The sequence below is a fragment of the Pseudomonas sp. GM84 genome (genome assembly GCF_000282535.1).
In the GTDB taxonomy this organism is placed as follows: domain Bacteria; phylum Pseudomonadota; class Gammaproteobacteria; order Pseudomonadales; family Pseudomonadaceae; genus Aquipseudomonas.
On sequence record NZ_AKJC01000201.1, the window covers coordinates 1 to 14,947 of the forward strand.

At 65.1% G+C, this 14,947-nt stretch carries 16 protein-coding genes; 13 read left to right on the top strand and 3 right to left on the bottom strand.

The annotated features are described in order from the left end of the window. The 8 genes from PMI38_RS16780 to PMI38_RS16815 form a co-directional block, all read left to right on the top strand. Positions 1 to 1,841, top strand: a 1,841-nt coding sequence (locus PMI38_RS16780) for a chemotaxis protein CheA (RefSeq protein WP_043273820.1), incomplete at its 5' end; no start/stop codon positions are given. 47 nt (positions 1,842 to 1,888) lie between these two features. After that, positions 1,889 to 3,010 carry a protein-glutamate methylesterase/protein-glutamine glutaminase gene (locus PMI38_RS16785; RefSeq protein ID WP_008096249.1) on the top strand — a complete coding sequence of 374 codons (1,122 nt, stop codon included), beginning with the start codon at positions 1,889 to 1,891 and terminating at the stop codon, positions 3,008 to 3,010. Continuing rightward, a complete protein-coding gene (locus PMI38_RS16790) occupies positions 3,010 to 3,750 on the top strand; it encodes a flagellar motor protein (RefSeq protein ID WP_008096251.1) in 741 nt (246 codons plus the stop codon). Before PMI38_RS16785 ends, PMI38_RS16790 begins: the two co-directional genes overlap by 1 nt. A gap of 3 nt (positions 3,751 to 3,753) precedes the next feature. After that, a complete protein-coding gene (gene motD / locus PMI38_RS16795) occupies positions 3,754 to 4,611 on the top strand; it encodes a flagellar motor protein MotD (RefSeq protein ID WP_008096253.1) in 858 nt (285 codons plus the stop codon). Between the two features lie 177 nt (positions 4,612 to 4,788). After that, positions 4,789 to 5,580, top strand: a complete 792-nt coding sequence (locus tag PMI38_RS16800) for a ParA family protein (RefSeq protein ID WP_008096256.1) — start codon at positions 4,789 to 4,791, stop codon at positions 5,578 to 5,580. Beyond that, on the top strand, positions 5,577 to 6,443 hold the full coding sequence (locus tag PMI38_RS16805; RefSeq protein ID WP_008096257.1) for a CheW domain-containing protein: 867 nt from the start codon (positions 5,577 to 5,579) through the stop codon (positions 6,441 to 6,443). Before PMI38_RS16800 ends, PMI38_RS16805 begins: the two co-directional genes overlap by 4 nt. A 42-nt stretch (positions 6,444 to 6,485) precedes the next feature. Beyond that, the gene (locus PMI38_RS16810; RefSeq protein ID WP_008096258.1) at positions 6,486 to 6,965 is read left to right on the top strand and encodes a chemotaxis protein CheW; all 480 of its coding nucleotides are present in this window, start codon (positions 6,486 to 6,488) and stop codon (positions 6,963 to 6,965) included. A gap of 1 nt (position 6,966) precedes the next feature. Then, positions 6,967 to 7,362 carry a DUF2802 domain-containing protein gene (locus PMI38_RS16815; protein ID WP_008096260.1) on the top strand — a complete coding sequence of 132 codons (396 nt, stop codon included), beginning with the start codon at positions 6,967 to 6,969 and terminating at the stop codon, positions 7,360 to 7,362. 38 nt (positions 7,363 to 7,400) lie between these two features. Here the strand turns inward: PMI38_RS16815 and PMI38_RS16820 are convergent, their stop codons facing one another. The 3 genes from PMI38_RS16820 to fliK are packed head-to-tail and all read right to left on the bottom strand — an operon-like array spanning position 7,401 to position 12,088. After that, positions 7,401 to 10,148 (bottom strand): dermonecrotic toxin domain-containing protein, encoded by a 2,748-nt coding sequence (locus PMI38_RS16820; RefSeq protein ID WP_008096262.1) that lies wholly within the window; start codon positions 10,146 to 10,148, stop codon positions 7,401 to 7,403. A 60-nt stretch (positions 10,149 to 10,208) separates the two neighbouring features. Next, entirely contained in the window at positions 10,209 to 10,553 is a 345-nt protein-coding gene (locus tag PMI38_RS16825; protein WP_008096264.1) for an EscU/YscU/HrcU family type III secretion system export apparatus switch protein, read from the bottom strand. Beyond that, a complete protein-coding gene (gene fliK / locus PMI38_RS16830) occupies positions 10,550 to 12,088 on the bottom strand; it encodes a flagellar hook-length control protein FliK (RefSeq protein ID WP_008096266.1) in 1,539 nt (512 codons plus the stop codon). Before fliK ends, PMI38_RS16825 begins: the two co-directional genes overlap by 4 nt. A 129-nt stretch (positions 12,089 to 12,217) precedes the next feature. On the opposite strand from fliK, the gene ccmA reads away from it, so the two are divergent. From ccmA to ccmE, 5 genes are read left to right on the top strand one after another with little or no spacing between them, the layout of a single operon-like run. After that, complete coding sequence (gene ccmA, locus PMI38_RS16835) at positions 12,218 to 12,850, top strand: cytochrome c biogenesis heme-transporting ATPase CcmA (RefSeq protein WP_008096268.1); 633 nt, start codon at positions 12,218 to 12,220, stop codon at positions 12,848 to 12,850. Continuing rightward, positions 12,847 to 13,515: a heme exporter protein CcmB gene (gene ccmB / locus PMI38_RS16840; protein WP_008096270.1), complete on the top strand. Its 669-nt coding sequence runs from the start codon at positions 12,847 to 12,849 to the stop codon at positions 13,513 to 13,515. Before ccmA ends, ccmB begins: the two co-directional genes overlap by 4 nt. A 46-nt stretch (positions 13,516 to 13,561) precedes the next feature. Next, entirely contained in the window at positions 13,562 to 14,326 is a 765-nt protein-coding gene (locus tag PMI38_RS16845; protein WP_008096272.1) for a heme ABC transporter permease, read from the top strand. Continuing rightward, positions 14,326 to 14,502, top strand: coding sequence for a heme exporter protein CcmD (gene ccmD, locus PMI38_RS16850; RefSeq protein ID WP_008096275.1), 177 nt, complete (start codon positions 14,326 to 14,328; stop codon positions 14,500 to 14,502). Before PMI38_RS16845 ends, ccmD begins: the two co-directional genes overlap by 1 nt. Then, on the top strand, positions 14,499 to 14,942 hold the full coding sequence (gene ccmE, locus PMI38_RS16855) for a cytochrome c maturation protein CcmE (protein ID WP_008096277.1): 444 nt from the start codon (positions 14,499 to 14,501) through the stop codon (positions 14,940 to 14,942). Before ccmD ends, ccmE begins: the two co-directional genes overlap by 4 nt. Positions 14,943 to 14,947 lie beyond the last annotated feature (5 nt).

Consider the following 14,947-nt stretch of genomic DNA (forward strand, 5'->3'; position numbering starts at 1 on the left):
GGCTGGCCGAGCCGGCCGGTGCCGAGGCGCCAGCGGCCGTGGCCGCGCCGGTGGTCGAGGCGCCCGTTGCCGAGGTGGACATCACCGACAGTGAGTTCGAGCAGCTGCTCGACTCGCTCGACGCGGTCAAGGCCGAGGCCGAGGCTGCCGCCGAGCAGCTGCAAGGCGAGGCCCTCAGTGGTTCGGGCGACGAAATCACCGACGCCGAGTTCGAATCGCTGCTCGACCAGTTGCACGGCAAGGGCCAGTTCTCGCCCGAAGTCGCCGCTGCCGAGCCGCAGGTTGCCACCGCCAGTGCGCCGGTGAGCGACGAGATCACCGACGAGGAATTCGAGTCGCTGCTCGATCAGCTGCACGGCAAGGGCACCTTCCAGGCCGATGCGCTGCCCGGCGTCGCGCCGGTGGCCAGCGAAACCCCGACCAGCAGCGACGAGATCAGCGACCACGAGTTCGAGGCGCTGCTCGACCAGTTGCATGGCAAGGGCAAGTTCTCCGGTGACAGTGTTGCGGCCGAGGCGCCTGCTGCGCTTGCGGCACCGGTGGCTGCCAAGGCCGAAAGCCAGCCCGTGGCCAAGCCGGCTCCGGCTCCCGCTGTCCCTGCGGCCGCTGCCAAACCTGCGGCTGCGCCCCGTCCGGCTGCGCCCGCTGCCGAAAAGCACGCGGTCAGCGAAGCGGAAACCACAGTGCGCGTCGACACTGCGCGCCTGGACGAGATCATGAACATGGTCGGCGAGCTGGTGCTGGTGCGTAACCGCCTGGTACGCCTGGGCCTGAACAGCGGCGATGAAGCCATGTCCAAGGCGGTGTCCAACCTCGACGTGGTCACCGCCGACCTGCAGACCGCGGTGATGAAGACCCGCATGCAGCCGATCAAGAAAGTCTTCGGCCGCTTCCCGCGCCTGGTCCGCGACCTGGCCCGCCAGCTCAAGAAAGAGATCAACCTGGAGCTGGTCGGCGAAGAGACCGACCTGGACAAGAACCTGGTCGAGGCCTTGGCCGACCCGTTGGTGCACCTGGTGCGCAACGCCGTCGACCACGGCGTGGAAATGCCCGATGAACGCGAAGCCGCCGGCAAGGCCCGCACCGGCCGCGTGGTGCTGTCGGCCGAGCAGGAAGGCGACCACATCCTGCTGTCGATCTCCGACGACGGCAAGGGCATGGACCCCAATATCCTGCGTGCCAAGGCCGTGGAAAAAGGCCTGATGGACAAGGACGCCGCCGAGCGCCTGAGCGAGTCGGACTGCTACAACCTGATCTTCGCCCCGGGTTTCTCGACCAAAACCGAAATCTCCGACGTGTCCGGCCGTGGCGTCGGCATGGACGTGGTCAAGACCAAGATTGCCCAGCTCAACGGCTCGATCAACATCTTCTCGGCCAAGGGCCAGGGTTCGAAGATCGTCATCAAGGTGCCGCTGACCCTGGCGATCATGCCGACCCTGATGGTGATGCTGGGCAACCAGGCGTTCGCCTTCCCGCTGGTCAACGTCAACGAGATCTTCCACCTCGACCTGTCGCGCACCAACGTGGTCGACGGCCAGGAAGTGGTGATCGTGCGCGACAAGGCGCTGCCGCTGTTCTACCTCAAGCGCTGGCTGGTCCAGGGCCAGGTGCACGAAGAGCAGCGCGAGGGGCATGTGGTGATCCTGTCGGTGGGCACCCAGCGCATCGGTTTCGTGGTCGACCAGCTGGTGGGCCAGGAAGAGGTGGTGATCAAGCCGCTGGGCAAGATGCTGCAGGGCACCCCGGGCATGTCCGGCGCCACCATCACCGGCGACGGTCGCATCGCGCTGATCCTCGACGTGCCGAGCATGCTCAAGCGTTACGCGGCACGGCGTATTTGATTTTCGGTGGCGCACCCTGGCGGGCTGCGCTGCCTAATGGAGTGTTTATGGCAGTCAAGGTCCTGGTGGTGGATGATTCCGGTTTCTTCCGCCGCCGCGTCTCGGAAATCCTCTCGGCGGATCCGACGATCCAGGTCGTGGGCACCGCGACCAACGGCAGGGAAGCGATCGACCAGGCGCTGGCGCTCAAGCCCGATGTCATCACCATGGACTACGAAATGCCCATGATGGATGGCATCACCGCGGTGCGGCACATCATGCAGCGCTGCCCGACGCCCGTACTGATGTTCTCTTCGCTGACCCACGAAGGCGCCCGGGTCACCCTCGACGCGCTGGATGCCGGTGCGGTGGATTACCTGCCGAAGAACTTCGAGGACATCTCGCGCAACCCGGACAAGGTCAAGCAGCTGCTGTGCGAGAAGGTGCACACCCTCTCGCGCAGCAACCGCCGCTTCGGCAGCTATGCCAGCCCGGCACCGGTCGCCCCGCCAGCACCTGCCGCCCCTGCGCCGGCCAGCAGCCTGGCCAGCCCGGCACCTGCGCGCGCGCCGTTGCCTGCGCGTGCGTCGGCACCGGCGCCGACGCACTCGCCAACTCCCAAGCGCAAGCCCTACAAACTGGTGGCCATCGGCACCTCCACAGGCGGCCCGGTGGCCCTGCAGCGGGTGCTGACCCAGCTGCCGGCCAACTTCCCGGCACCGATCGTGCTGATCCAGCACATGCCGGCGGCATTCACCAAGGCCTTCGCCGAGCGCCTCGACAAGCTGTGCAGGATCAACGTCAAGGAAGCCGAGGACGGCGATGTGCTGCGCCCAGGCCTGGCGCTGCTGGCCCCCGGTGGCAAGCAGATGATGGTCGACGGCCGCGGCACGGTGAAGATCCTGCCTGGCGACGAGCGCCTCAACTACAAGCCCTGCGTGGACATCACCTTCGGTTCGGCGGCCAAGTCGTATGGCGACAAGGTGCTCTCGGTGGTGCTCACCGGCATGGGCGCCGATGGCCGTGAAGGCGCGCGCCTGCTCAAGCAGGGCGGCAGCACCGTGTGGGCCCAGGATGAAGCCAGCTGCGTGATCTATGGCATGCCCATGGCCATCGTCAAGGCCAACCTGGCCGATGCGGTGTACAGCCTGGACGAAATCGGCAAGCACCTGGTAGAGGCCTGTGTCTGATGGATGTCCTTAGCCTGATTGGCCTGATCCTGGCCTTCGTCGCCATCGTCGGCGGCAATTTCCTCGAAGGTGGCCACGTCGGTGCGCTGCTCAATGGCCCGGCGGCGCTGATCGTGCTCGGCGGCACCCTGGCGGCGGCCTTGCTGCAGGCGCCGCTGTCGTCGTTCAAGCGCGCCCTGCAGATCCTGCGCTGGATCATCTTCCCGCCCCGGGTGGACCTGGCCGGTGGTATCGACCGGGTGGTGAACTGGAGCCTGACGGCGCGCAAGGAAGGCCTTCTGGGCCTTGAAGGCGTGGCCGATGCCGAGCCTGACCCGTATGCGCGCAAGGGCCTGCAACTGCTGGTCGATGGCGCCGAGCCGGAGTCGATCCGCAGCATCCTCGAAGTCGACTTCCTGACCCAGGAAGGCCGCGATATCCAGGCCGCCAAGGTGTTCGAGAGCATGGGCGGCTATGCGCCGACCATCGGCATCATCGGCGCGGTGATGGGCCTGATCCATGTGATGGGCAACCTGGCCGACCCGTCGCAGCTGGGCAACGGCATCGCCGTGGCCTTCGTCGCCACCATCTACGGTGTGGCCAGCGCCAACCTGATCCTGCTGCCGATCGCCAACAAGCTCAAGGCCATCGTGCTGCGCCAGTCGCGCTACCGAGAAATGCTCCTCGAAGGCCTGCTGTCGATTGCCGAAGGCGAGAACCCGCGCTCGATCGAGCTGAAGCTGCAAGGCTTCATGGAGTAACCCATGCGTCGCCGTCGTCACACCGAGGAACACGAGAATCATGAGCGCTGGCTGGTGTCGTATGCCGACTTCATCACCTTGCTGTTCGCCTTCTTCGTGGTCATGTACTCGATTTCCTCGATCAACGAGGGCAAGTACAAGGTCATCTCGCAAGCGCTGCTGGGGGTGTTCAACGACCCCGAGCGGAGCATGAAGCCGATCCCCATCGGCGATGAACAGCCGCTCAGCGTCAAACCGGCCGACCCGCTGATCAAGGACAGCGAGCAGACCGACGCGGGCCTTTCGCAAACCAGCGTCGACCCGCTCAAGTCCATCAGCGACGATGTGCGCGACGCCTTTGGCGACTTGATCAAGTCCGACCAGATGACCGTGCGCGGCAACGAGCTGTGGGTCGAGATCGAACTGAACTCATCGTTGCTGTTCGGCAGCGGCGACGCCATGCCCAGCGACAAGGCGTTCGCCATCATCGAGAAGGTGGCGAACATCCTCAAGCCGTTCGCCAACCCGGTGCACGTCGAAGGCTTCACCGACAACCTGCCGATTCGCACGGCGCAGTACCCGACCAACTGGGAGCTGTCGTCGGCGCGTGCGGCGAGCATCGTCCGCCTGCTGGCCATGAACGGAGTGAGCCCGGCGCGCATGGCCTCGGTGGGCTATGGCGAGTATCAGCCGGTGGCCGGCAACGACACCGCCGAAGGCCGCGCCCGTAACCGTCGGGTGGTGCTGGTGATCTCACGCAACCTTGAAGTGCGCCGCAGCCTGACCGCAACCGGCAGTGCCAACGCCAGCCCGGACGCCGCCCTGCGGCGTGCTGGCACACAAAGTGCACCGGCAACGCCAGCAACGGGGGCGGGGCAATAACTCGTCAATTCTCTGTCACCGCATACTGTCTTGCCTGGAAGAGCGCGGTCCCTGTGGGAGCGGGCTTGTCCCGCGAAGCAGGCACCGCGGTGGATGGCACGGGCTATGCCCGTGTTCGCGGGACAAGCGCGCTCCCACAAGGGTCGGCGCTAAATCAATGAGTCAAGAGTTGTCCTTATGAGAGTCTGGGCAGTAGCCAATCAAAAAGGCGGGGTCGGCAAGACCACCACCACCATCGCCCTGGCCGGTTTGCTGGCCGAGGCGGGCAAGCGCGTGGTCGTCGTCGACCTCGACCCGCATGGCTCGATGACCAGCTACTTCGGGCACAACCCCGATACCCTGGAGCACAGCTGCTACGACCTGTTCCTGCACAAGGGGCAGGTGCCGCAGGGCTTGCCCGGGCAGTTGTTGCTGCCCACCAGCGACGAACGTATCTCGCTGCTGCCGTCGAGCACCGCGCTGGCGGTGCTGGAGCGCCAGTCGCCGGGGCAGAGTGGCCTGGGCCTGGTGATCGCCAAGAGTCTGGCGCAGCTGTGGCAGGATTTCGACTTCGCCTTGATCGACAGCCCGCCGCTGCTCGGCGTGCTGATGGTCAATGCCCTGGCGGCCAGCCAGCAACTGGTGATCCCTGTTCAGACCGAGTTCCTGGCGGTCAAGGGGCTGGAACGCATGATCGGCACCCTGGCCATGATCAACCGCTCGCGCAAGCAGGCCTTGCCTTATCAAATCGTGCCGACCTTGTTCGATCGCCGCACCCAGGCCTCCCTGGGCACGCTCAAGGTGCTGCGCGATGCCTATGAGCAGCAGGTTTGGCAGGGCTATATCCCGGTCGATACGCGCCTGCGCGATGCCAGCCGCAACGGCCTCACGCCGTCGCAGTTCGATGGCAAGAGCCGTGGCGTGATTGCCTACCGGGCGCTGCTCAAGCACCTGCTTACCTACAAGAGCGCAGTGCAGGTGGTGTCATGACCCTGAAGAGCGGCACCCGGCCACAGATGGCCTTGCAGTCTTACCTGGACGGCCTGCTGCAGGAGGCCACCGAAGCCGACGATGTGCTTGAACTGCCGCCGGGCGACGAATTCGCCGCCGCCGTGCGCGAGGAGCAGGCCCGAGACGCCCAGCCGTCGGCACCAGTGGCGAGCATCGCGCCCAAGCCTTTCGCCGAGCCGAAGGTGAGGGTATTGCCGGCCGTGCTGCCCGTCGAAGAGCCGGTGGTGGCCGTGGTCGAGGCCCAGGTGGTGGCCGAAGCCAGCATCCCGGTACTGACCGAGGTGCAGGCGCCAGAGCCGGTCGCGCCGCTGGTCGAGGTGCACCTGCCGGCGGCGGACGTACCGTCGCCGCCTGCCACGGTGGAGGGTCGCCCGGCCTGGGCCACCGAGCCGTTCGAGTGCCTGCTGTTCGACGTCGCCGGCTTGACCCTGGCGGTGCCGCTGGTGTGCCTGGGCTCGATCTACAGCCTGGAGGGGCAGGAACTGACGCCGTTGTTCGGCCAGCCGGACTGGTTTCTCGGCATCCTGACCTGCCAGGCGGGCAACCTCAAGGTACTGGACACCGCGCGTTGGGTCATGCCCGACCGCTACCGCGACGACTTCCGCCAGGGCCTGAACTACGTGATTTCCGTGCAGGGCTACGAATGGGGGCTGGCCGTGCACCAGGTCAGCCGCTCGCTGCGCCTGGACCCGTCGGAGATCAAATGGCGCAGCCAGCGTGGCCAGCGCCCGTGGCTGGCCGGCACGGTCATCGAACACATGTGTGCACTGCTGGACGTTGCCGAACTGGCCGAGCTGATCGCCAGCGGCGCGGTCAAGCAGCTGCATGGCAAACACCAATAACTGCGAACACACCGCCAATGGCGGCATTTGAGGGCTAGGGGAATGAAAAAGTCGTCTGCACAAGGTTCCGAAGATCCGATCCTGCAATGGGTAACCTTCCGTCTGGACAACGAGTCCTACGGCATCAACGTCATGCAGGTGCAGGAAGTGCTGCGCTACACCGAGATCGCCCCGGTTCCGGGCGCGCCAAGCTACGTGCTGGGCATCATCAACCTGCGCGGCAATGTGGTGACGGTGATCGACACCCGCCAGCGCTTCGGCCTGATGCCTTCGGATGTGACCGACAACACCCGCATCGTCATCATCGAGGCGGACAAGCAGGTGGTCGGCATCCTGGTCGACAGCGTGGCCGAGGTGGTCTACCTGCGCCAGTCGGAGATCGAAACCGCACCGAACGTCGGTAACGATGAGTCGGCCAAGTTCATCCAGGGCGTGTGCAACAAGAACGGCGAGCTGCTGATCCTGGTCGAGCTGGACAAGATGATGACCGAGGAAGAGTGGTCCGAGCTGGAGAACATCTGAGTTGATTTTCGAGGTTGCTGTCATCTTACTGGCGCTGCTGTGGGCGCTGAGCCTGTGGTTCTTCCTCAACTACAGCAAGCGCCAACGAGAATTGGCTGCCCAGCAGGCGATCGGTGATGCGCTGCGTGACCAGCGCATCAAGGACCTGGCAAAAAGCCTGGAGGACTACCAGAACGGCACGGTGCGCATGGGCGAGGCCCTCCATGAACTGCGCACGACGGTAGCGACCCTGCCTGACCGCCTGGAACGGCTGGAGCAGCGCGATCCGAGCAATGTCACCTTCACCCAGGCCGCCCGGCTGGTGGGCATGGGTGCGAGCGTGGCGGAGCTGAGCGAAACCTGTGGGCTGACCCGGGCCGAGGCGGAGTTGATGAGCAAGCTGCACCGCAGCGAGTGACAGCATTGCCCGGGCCGCATGACGGCCTGGGCAAGCTTTCAGGTGTGGATCCAGGAGTTGTTGCCGCCGGTGCTGGCGATGCGGTCCAGCGGCAACTGCTCGCGCCAGGCCTCCATGAAGGCCTCGTGAGGGATGAACAGCCTGCTGTTGAGCCGGCGCATCGCATAGAGGTTGGAGACCTGCCGCAATGTGCCCAACCCAGGCAGTTGCTGCTCGACAACATCGGTGAGCAAGCGCGGACCGGTCATTCGGTTCAGGCGGTTGGCATACAGATAGAACCCGCGCGAATCGCTCGCAATGTCCGGTCGGCTGTCATAGAACCCGGGTTCGGCCAGATAGCGCGCGTGCATTTCAGCCGAGATCGCTCGCAGGGTAGGGTTGTTGGGGTGGCTGCCGATCAGGCTGGTGTTGTATTCCCAGTTCATCCCCAGTTTCTGGTTGCTCATGGGTGGCGGCAGCAACAGCCCTTCCGGTGTGGTGGCCAGGGTCAGGTTATCGATGGCCGCCCTGTCCTGGGGTGCAGGTTGCCGCGGATCACGACGCGGGTCTTCGTGGGCGCCCAGTAGCGTATCGTCGATGTCCATGTACAGCCCGCCTTCGTGGTCCAGCAACGGGTAGCGCAATACATCCGAGGCTGACGAGAAGTTGCTGGCGACGCCACCGTTGCCGTCGATTGCATGCTGGTACTGCGCGAAGTACGGGCTTTCCCTGAACGATGCATAGAACGCATGCTCTTCGAGGGTAAGCACTTCCACGCCCGGCGCCTGTTCGGCCAGCAACCGGGTGTTCTCGGCGAACGCCTCTGGCGCCGCATTGGACAGAAACAGCCGGTAACGGTATTCGCTGCCGGTCAGCCTTCGTGCGTTTGCCGCCAAATTATCGAGCAGCTTGGCGTCGATCACCTTGTTGCCCACCCAGATCGAGGAGATGCGCTTGGGGATCGCTTGCAGTCGCTCGGTCTCCAGCGTGGGTATCTCGACCGGCAGGGGCAACTCGACCCCTAGCGAGCGCAGGGTTCTGGTGCGCATTTGGTCGGTGACGGGGCGCGCCATGGCATCGGCAGGAGAGAGGTCCATATCGCCGTCCCGGGCAATGTAGAAGGTCGGCATCACGGCATTGGCTTCGTCTTCGGCGATGAATGCATCACGTTCCATGTCATAGATCACGCTGAAGCCATAGCCGCCGCGGGAGGCTTGCAGTTGGTCCAGTTCGCCGTTGTACAGCGGTTGGCGAATTACCGATGCGGCCACTGCAGGATCGCCACCGGGCAAGGGGGCGATGGCGTCGTTCATGACGAAATAGTCCGCGACGTCCAGCTCGGGCAAGTGTGGTGGTGAAACCGGGCTCAGCGGGTATCCCCAGCGTTCGTTGATCCAGGTGGGGAACACGAAGCCGTCGCGTTTGATGCTGAAGAGCTCGGTCGCCTTCAGACCCGCAGCGGTTACCAGAGGCGCGGCGTTGAGCAGGCCGAATTCGATGCTGTCCAGGCTGTCGGCCTTGGCATCCAGCGACTTGCCGTTGACGGCCTGGTCGACTCCGAGGCCGAACTGGGCGATGCCGCCAAGCGCGAACAGCGGTGCCAGTTCTGGCACTAGCAGCGCCAGCGGTGCCAGCAGGTTGAGGGTAGTGCTCAGGTAGCCGCGCCATCTGGCTTCGGTCACCTCATTGCCGCTGGTGATGATGAACTCGGCGTCATCGTGGCTGCGTTGGCGTTGGTACTCGCTCAACGCCTGGAACAGGTCGCCGCGAACCGAGGGGCTGTACGTGTCGGCGCGGTAGTTCACGTAGTCTGCAGGTGCCCAGCGGCCATCGGTGGTGAAGCCCGGCCGGTTGGGTGAGCGATGGTGAATGCCCGGGTAGGCTGCCAGGCCATCCAGCGCGGTGTCCAGGCCGCTGAAATCCAGGCCGTCCGGCATGTCGGCGAGGCGGAAGTGGCTGCGTAGCGCTTCTCGTGTGTCAGCGCTTCGGCATTGCTGGGCAACCCAGTCCTTCATCGCGCCCATGCCGTCGAACACGTGCAGCGGTGAGGCACCGCCCGGTAGGTACAACAGCACCGTTGGCCCGGCGCGATCAGCGATACACAGCACATCGGTGGCGACATAGCCATAGATGTTCAGTGGGCGGATTTTCAGCCCCGGCGAGCGTTTCGACAGCCCTGCGGCCTGCCAGGCCAGCTCGCGCGCCGCTTCGCTTAGCGAGCCTTGGCTGACCTGCTTGTTGCAGGCCGCGACGAAGCTGATTTTCGCGGCCAGGCGGTGTTTGGCCAGGTGCTGCCCCCAGTAGTCATCGAGCAGGGTGATGAAGCGGGTGTGGAAATCCAGGTTCCAGATGAACTGCTGCAAGGCTTCTACGTTTACCGGCACATGGGTCGTGGCGTCATAGGCAAGGGGGGCGACCCTGCGGAACAGGCCATTGAAGACTGAATACGCTGCGCCATTGGACAACGTATCGGCAGCTGGCAGGGCGTCGACGATCTGCAGCTGTCCTTCGGGGAAATAGCCGGCCCAGGGTGCGCCGATCAATCCACCGAGCAGATTGTTGTTCGATTCGCCTTGCCAGTTCGCGAGCATGGCCTGGGTCAGCGACATCCTGCTGGCGACAACCGCCTGGTGACCGCGGTAGTGCAGCGTTACCACATCGGTCTTGTCGGGGTCGAGTTCCAGCCCCTGGCTGCTGCGGGCCCACTCGCCGATGCGGCGGCTGGCTTCGAGGTCGGGCCTGGGAACATGGGCGAGCAAGTCGCGCACGAATTGCACGCCGGCTGCGTTCACATAAGTCGTTGGCATGGGGTTCACCTGTTGCGTAAAGGGAACGCAAGGGTTCAGTGCCAACCCCAGGGCTAGGTGCTACATAGTGCTGGAGCCGGGCGGCAGGCGCAGCAGCGCCGGCGTGATGTCGTGCGGGTCGCCGGGCTGGTCGTTGAAGCCGGCGGGTACCTTGCCGCGCAAGTGAAAGGCGAAGGCAATGATTTCGGCGATGGTCAGGTACAACGCCTCGGGTATCTGCTCGCCCAGCTCCAGGCGCGCCAGCAGGCGCACCAGTTCGGCGTTTTCGTAGATCGGCACTTCGTGCTCGCGGGCGATGGCGAGTATGGCCTCGGCCAGCGCGTCGTCGCCCTTGGCGCTCAAGGTGGGGGCCTGTTGGCCGTCATAGGTCAGGGCAATCGCCTGGAGGGGGAGACTGTCGGTCATGCGGTTTCGTCCACCCAGCGTTGTTCGAGGCGAGTGCGCGGGCCTTGTGGCGGCGTGCCAGGGTGGCAGGCCAGGTCGCCGACCTCCAGGCCCCGGGCCAGCAGGCGCTCGCGCAGGGTGCCCAATTGGCTGTCGATCAGGCGCGCGGTGTTGGGGATTTCTGCCCACAGCTGGCCGCTGAGGCGGCCCTGGCTCAACTGTGCCTGGACCTGAAGCGGCCCCAGCGGTGGCAGGTCGAAGGCCAGTTCGATGCGCCACAGCGATTCCAGCGGGTCGCGTTGTTCGCGCCTGGGGTCGGCTTGCTGCTCCGGGGTCTCTTCGCGCTGCAGTTTGGCTTGCAGCGGGATGAACTCCTGGCCGTGACGAACCGGAATTTCGGTTTGCCAGGTGGTCTGCAGGTTGCCGTTTTCCAGCGTGCCGGTCTGTTGCAGGCTGCTCAGTGCGTGGCTTTGCAGGCGCGAAACAGCGGCAGCGGCCAGGCGCAGCAGTTGCTGCAGGTCCCCTTCGTTTTCCATCGCCTGCAGCAGCCGTGAGGGTAGCGGAAAGGCGCCAGGTGGTTGCAGTGGAGCAGCGCGCCTGAGCATGCCCAGGGCGCTGCGGGCCATTGCCGGCATGACCTGGGCCAGGGTCGAAAGATTGTTCAAGGCTGGCGCGCCATCTCCTGACGCTTGCCCCACCAGGCGCAGCAACTGGGCTTTGATGTCCGCGCCCGTCGCCAGCCCGCCCAGCAACTTGGCTTCGAGAAACGCACCACTGTTGTTCAGCGCCTGGGCGAGGCCCTTGGCCTCTCCCAGTTGGCGGGCATCCGGCAGGCTGGCCAGCAGGCGTTCGGCACTGCCGCGCAATTCGCCATCGCCGCTGCGGGCCAATTGCTGCAGCGCGTCGAGCAGCCCCGTGAGGGAGGCTTGTCGCCCCTGTTGGCTGGCCAGTTGCTGGGTGATGTTCAGTTGCTCCTGGCGCCCGCTCAGGGGCACGAAACGCAGCGACTGATCTCCCTGCACCAAGGCGCTGAGCAGGCTGCCGACGGCCAGGGGGCGAGGGCTGTCGAGGGTCAGGGTGGCGCCGGCCTGGGCGGTGTTGAGCAGGCTGACCAGCGAGCGGTAGGTGGCCGCTGCGCCTGGGTTCTGCAGCCACTGGCTGGTCAGCACCTTGCCCTGCAGCAGGGTGCCGACCGGGACTTTGCCGGTATCGAGCTGGGTCAGGGTGGCGACGTTGCTGGCATTGGCCTGTTGCACCATCACGGCCAGGCGATCGCTTTGCGGTTGGCTGACAGTGACCTGGCTGCCTGGGGCGAGCGGTTGGCTGGCACTGGCCTGCACCTGGGCCTGGTTGCCGTTGGCCTGCAGAAGCCGCAGCACCAGCTGGAACTCGCTGCCGCTCTGTTTCAGCGTCAACACCTCGGCCTGCGCGGTCTCGCCTGGCTTGAGCAGGCCGGGCTGCGCCTGGGTCAGGTTGAGCAGCTCGCCCGTCATCGCCGCCTTGATCGCCTGGGAATTGACAGCGGTTTGTGCGCCGAGACTATTGATTTCAGTCATGATTGTATACAACCTGTCGAGCCCGCCCTCTTGGCAGCGAGGCCGCGCATGTAATAATGCGGGCCGTCCGCCATTGCCACTGTAACGGCAGCGAGCCGGGCGACTTGAGACACTGCATAAGGCGAAACCGTGACCTTTCACCTCCAAGCCGTGGGCCTGGCCTGCGAGCGCGACTGGCGCCTGCTGTTCGAGCACCTGCATTTCGAACTGCGGCCCGGCGACATGCTGCAGATCAGCGGCCCCAACGGCAGCGGCAAGACCAGCCTGCTGCGCCTGCTGGCCGGGCTGATGCAACCCACTGCCGGGCAGATCCTGCTGGGCGGCCAGCCATTGGCCGAGCAGCGCCATGCGCTGGCCAGCATCCTGCTGTGGATCGGCCACGCGGCGGGCATCAAGGACCTGCTCACTGCCGAGGAGAACCTCACCTGGCTGTGCGCCCTGCACCAGCCGGCCGGCCGCGATGCAATCTGGTCGGCGCTTGAAGCCGTTGGCCTGCGCGGTTTCGAAGATGTGCCTTGCCATACCTTGTCGGCCGGCCAGCAGCGCCGCGTGGCGCTGGCCCGTCTGCACCTGGCCAGCCCGCCGCTGTGGATCCTCGACGAACCCTTCACCGCGCTCGACAAGCAAGGCGTGGCGCAGCTCGAAGCGCACCTGGCGGCCCATTGCGAGCAGGGCGGTACGGTGGTGCTGACCACCCACCACACCCTGGAGCGCAAGCCCTCCGGTTACCGTGAACTCAACCTGGGGCAATGGGCAGCATGAGCGTATTCATCCTGTTGTTGCGCCGCGAAGCGCGCCTGCTGTTCCGCCGCCCGGCCGAGCTGGCCAACCCGTTGGTATTCTTCGCCATCGTCGTGGCGCTGTTCCCCTTGGCGGTAGGCCCGGAAAGCCAATTGTTGCAAACCTTGTCACCGGGGCTGGTCTGGGTCGCGGCGCTGCTGGCCGTGCTGCTGTCGCTCGATGGCCTGTTTCGCAGCGATTTCGAGGACGGCTCGCTGGAGCAGTGGGTGCTGTCGCCACACCCCTTGGCCATGCTGGTGCTGGCCAAGGTGTTGGCGCACTGGATCTTTTCTGGCCTGGCACTGGTATTGTTGGCGCCACTGCTGGCGCTGATGCTGGGCTTGCCGAGCCACTGCCTGCCGGTGTTGCTTGGCTCACTGTTGCTGGGTACGCCGGTGTTGAGCCTGCTGGGCGCGGTCGGCGCGGCGCTGACGGTCGGTCTCAAGCGCGGTGGTTTGCTGCTGGCGTTGCTGATTCTGCCGTTGTATATCCCTGTATTGATCCTGGGCAGTGGTGCGTTGCAGGCGGCGTTGCAGAATATGCCGGCTACCGGCCATCTGCTGTGGCTGGCGAGCCTGACTGCCTTGGCGGTAACCCTGGCACCCTTTGCGATAGCGGCCGGCCTGAAGATCAGCGTCGGCGAATAACGAGTCCCGGGCTTTCAAGCCCGGCTAATACCCTGGATGTACCCTGATGAAAATGAGCTGGACGTGGTTCCACAAACTGGGTTCCCCCAAATGGTTCTATGCCATCAGCGGCCGCATGCTGCCGTGGCTGACCGTCTCCGCCATCCTGCTGCTGGCCACCGGCGTGATCTGGGGCCTGGCCTTCGCCCCCGAGGACTACCAGCAAGGCAACAGTTTCCGCATCATCTACATCCACGTGCCGGCGGCCATGCTCGCCCAATCGTGCTATGTGCTGCTGGCAGTGGCCGGGGTGGTCGGGCTGGTATGGAAGATGAAGCTGGCCGACGTCGCCCTGCAATGCGCGGCCCCCATCGGCGCCTGGATGACCGCAGTGGCACTGGTTACCGGGGCGATCTGGGGCAAACCGACCTGGGGCAGCTGGTGGGTCTGGGATGCACGCCTGACCTCGATGCTGATCCTGCTGTTCCTGTATTTCGGCATCATCGCCCTGGGCCAGGCCATCACCAACCGTGACAGCGCGGCCAAGGCCTGCGCGGTACTGGCCATCGTCGGTGTGATCAACATCCCGATCATCAAGTACTCGGTGGAGTGGTGGAACACCCTGCACCAGGGTGCCACCTTCACCCTCACCGAAAAGCCCGCCATGCCAGTCGAAATGTGGCTGCCGCTGCTGTGCACGGCACTGGGCTTCTATTGCTTCTTCGGCGCGGTGCTGTTGCTGCGCATGCGCCTTGAAGTGCTCAAGCGCGAGGCGCGTACCAGCTGGGTCAAGGATGAAGTGTTGAACAGCCTGGGTCGGAGGGCCGCGTGATGAGCTTTTCTTCATTCGGCGATTTTCTCGCCATGGGCCACCATGGCCTGTACGTCTGGTCGGCCTATGGCATCTGCCTGACGGTGCTGGCGGTCAATGTCGCAGCGCCCATGCTGGCCCGCCGTCGCTACCTGCAAGAAGAGGCGCGCCGTCTGCGCCGGGAGAACAACCTGTGAATCCGCAGCGCAAGAAACGCCTGTTCCTGATCCTCGGCCTGCTGGCCGGGGTCGCGGTGGCCGTCGGCTTTGCCTTGAGCGCCCTGCAGCAGAACATCAACCTGTTCTACACCCCCACCCAGATCGCCAATGGCGAGGCACCGCTGGACACGCGCATTCGCGCTGGCGGCATGGTCGAGAAGGGCTCGGTGCAGCGCTCGGGCGACTCGCTCGACGTGCGCTTCGTGGTCACCGACTTCAACAAGTCGGTGCCGATCACCTACCGCGGCATCCTCCCGGACCTGTTCCGTGAAGGGCAGGGCATCGTCGCCCTGGGCAAGGTCAATGGCGAAGGCGTGGTGGTGGCCGACGAGGTGCTGGCCAAGCACGACGAGAAGTACATGCCGCCTGAAGTCACCAAGGCCTTGAAGGAAAGCGGCCAGGCGGAGGCCAAGCCATGAACGCA

Excerpts from the sequence above, each read along its gene's own strand:
- ccmD (WP_008096275.1), top strand. The coding sequence starts at position 14,326 with ATGAGCTTTTCTTCATTCGGCGATTTTCTCGCCATGGGCCACCATGGC.
- fliK (WP_008096266.1), bottom strand. The coding sequence starts at position 12,088 with ATGACTGAAATCAATAGTCTCGGCGCACAAACCGCTGTCAATTCCCAG.
- ccmB (WP_008096270.1), top strand. The coding sequence starts at position 12,847 with ATGAGCGTATTCATCCTGTTGTTGCGCCGCGAAGCGCGCCTGCTGTTC.
- PMI38_RS16805 (WP_008096257.1), top strand. The coding sequence starts at position 5,577 with ATGACCCTGAAGAGCGGCACCCGGCCACAGATGGCCTTGCAGTCTTAC.
- PMI38_RS16800 (WP_008096256.1), top strand. The coding sequence starts at position 4,789 with ATGAGAGTCTGGGCAGTAGCCAATCAAAAAGGCGGGGTCGGCAAGACC.
- PMI38_RS16845 (WP_008096272.1), top strand. The coding sequence starts at position 13,562 with ATGAAAATGAGCTGGACGTGGTTCCACAAACTGGGTTCCCCCAAATGG.
- PMI38_RS16790 (WP_008096251.1), top strand. The coding sequence starts at position 3,010 with ATGGATGTCCTTAGCCTGATTGGCCTGATCCTGGCCTTCGTCGCCATC.
- PMI38_RS16820 (WP_008096262.1), bottom strand. The coding sequence starts at position 10,148 with ATGCCAACGACTTATGTGAACGCAGCCGGCGTGCAATTCGTGCGCGAC.
- PMI38_RS16825 (WP_008096264.1), bottom strand. The coding sequence starts at position 10,553 with ATGACCGACAGTCTCCCCCTCCAGGCGATTGCCCTGACCTATGACGGC.
- PMI38_RS16810 (WP_008096258.1), top strand. The coding sequence starts at position 6,486 with ATGAAAAAGTCGTCTGCACAAGGTTCCGAAGATCCGATCCTGCAATGG.
- motD (WP_008096253.1), top strand. The coding sequence starts at position 3,754 with ATGCGTCGCCGTCGTCACACCGAGGAACACGAGAATCATGAGCGCTGG.
- PMI38_RS16785 (WP_008096249.1), top strand. The coding sequence starts at position 1,889 with ATGGCAGTCAAGGTCCTGGTGGTGGATGATTCCGGTTTCTTCCGCCGC.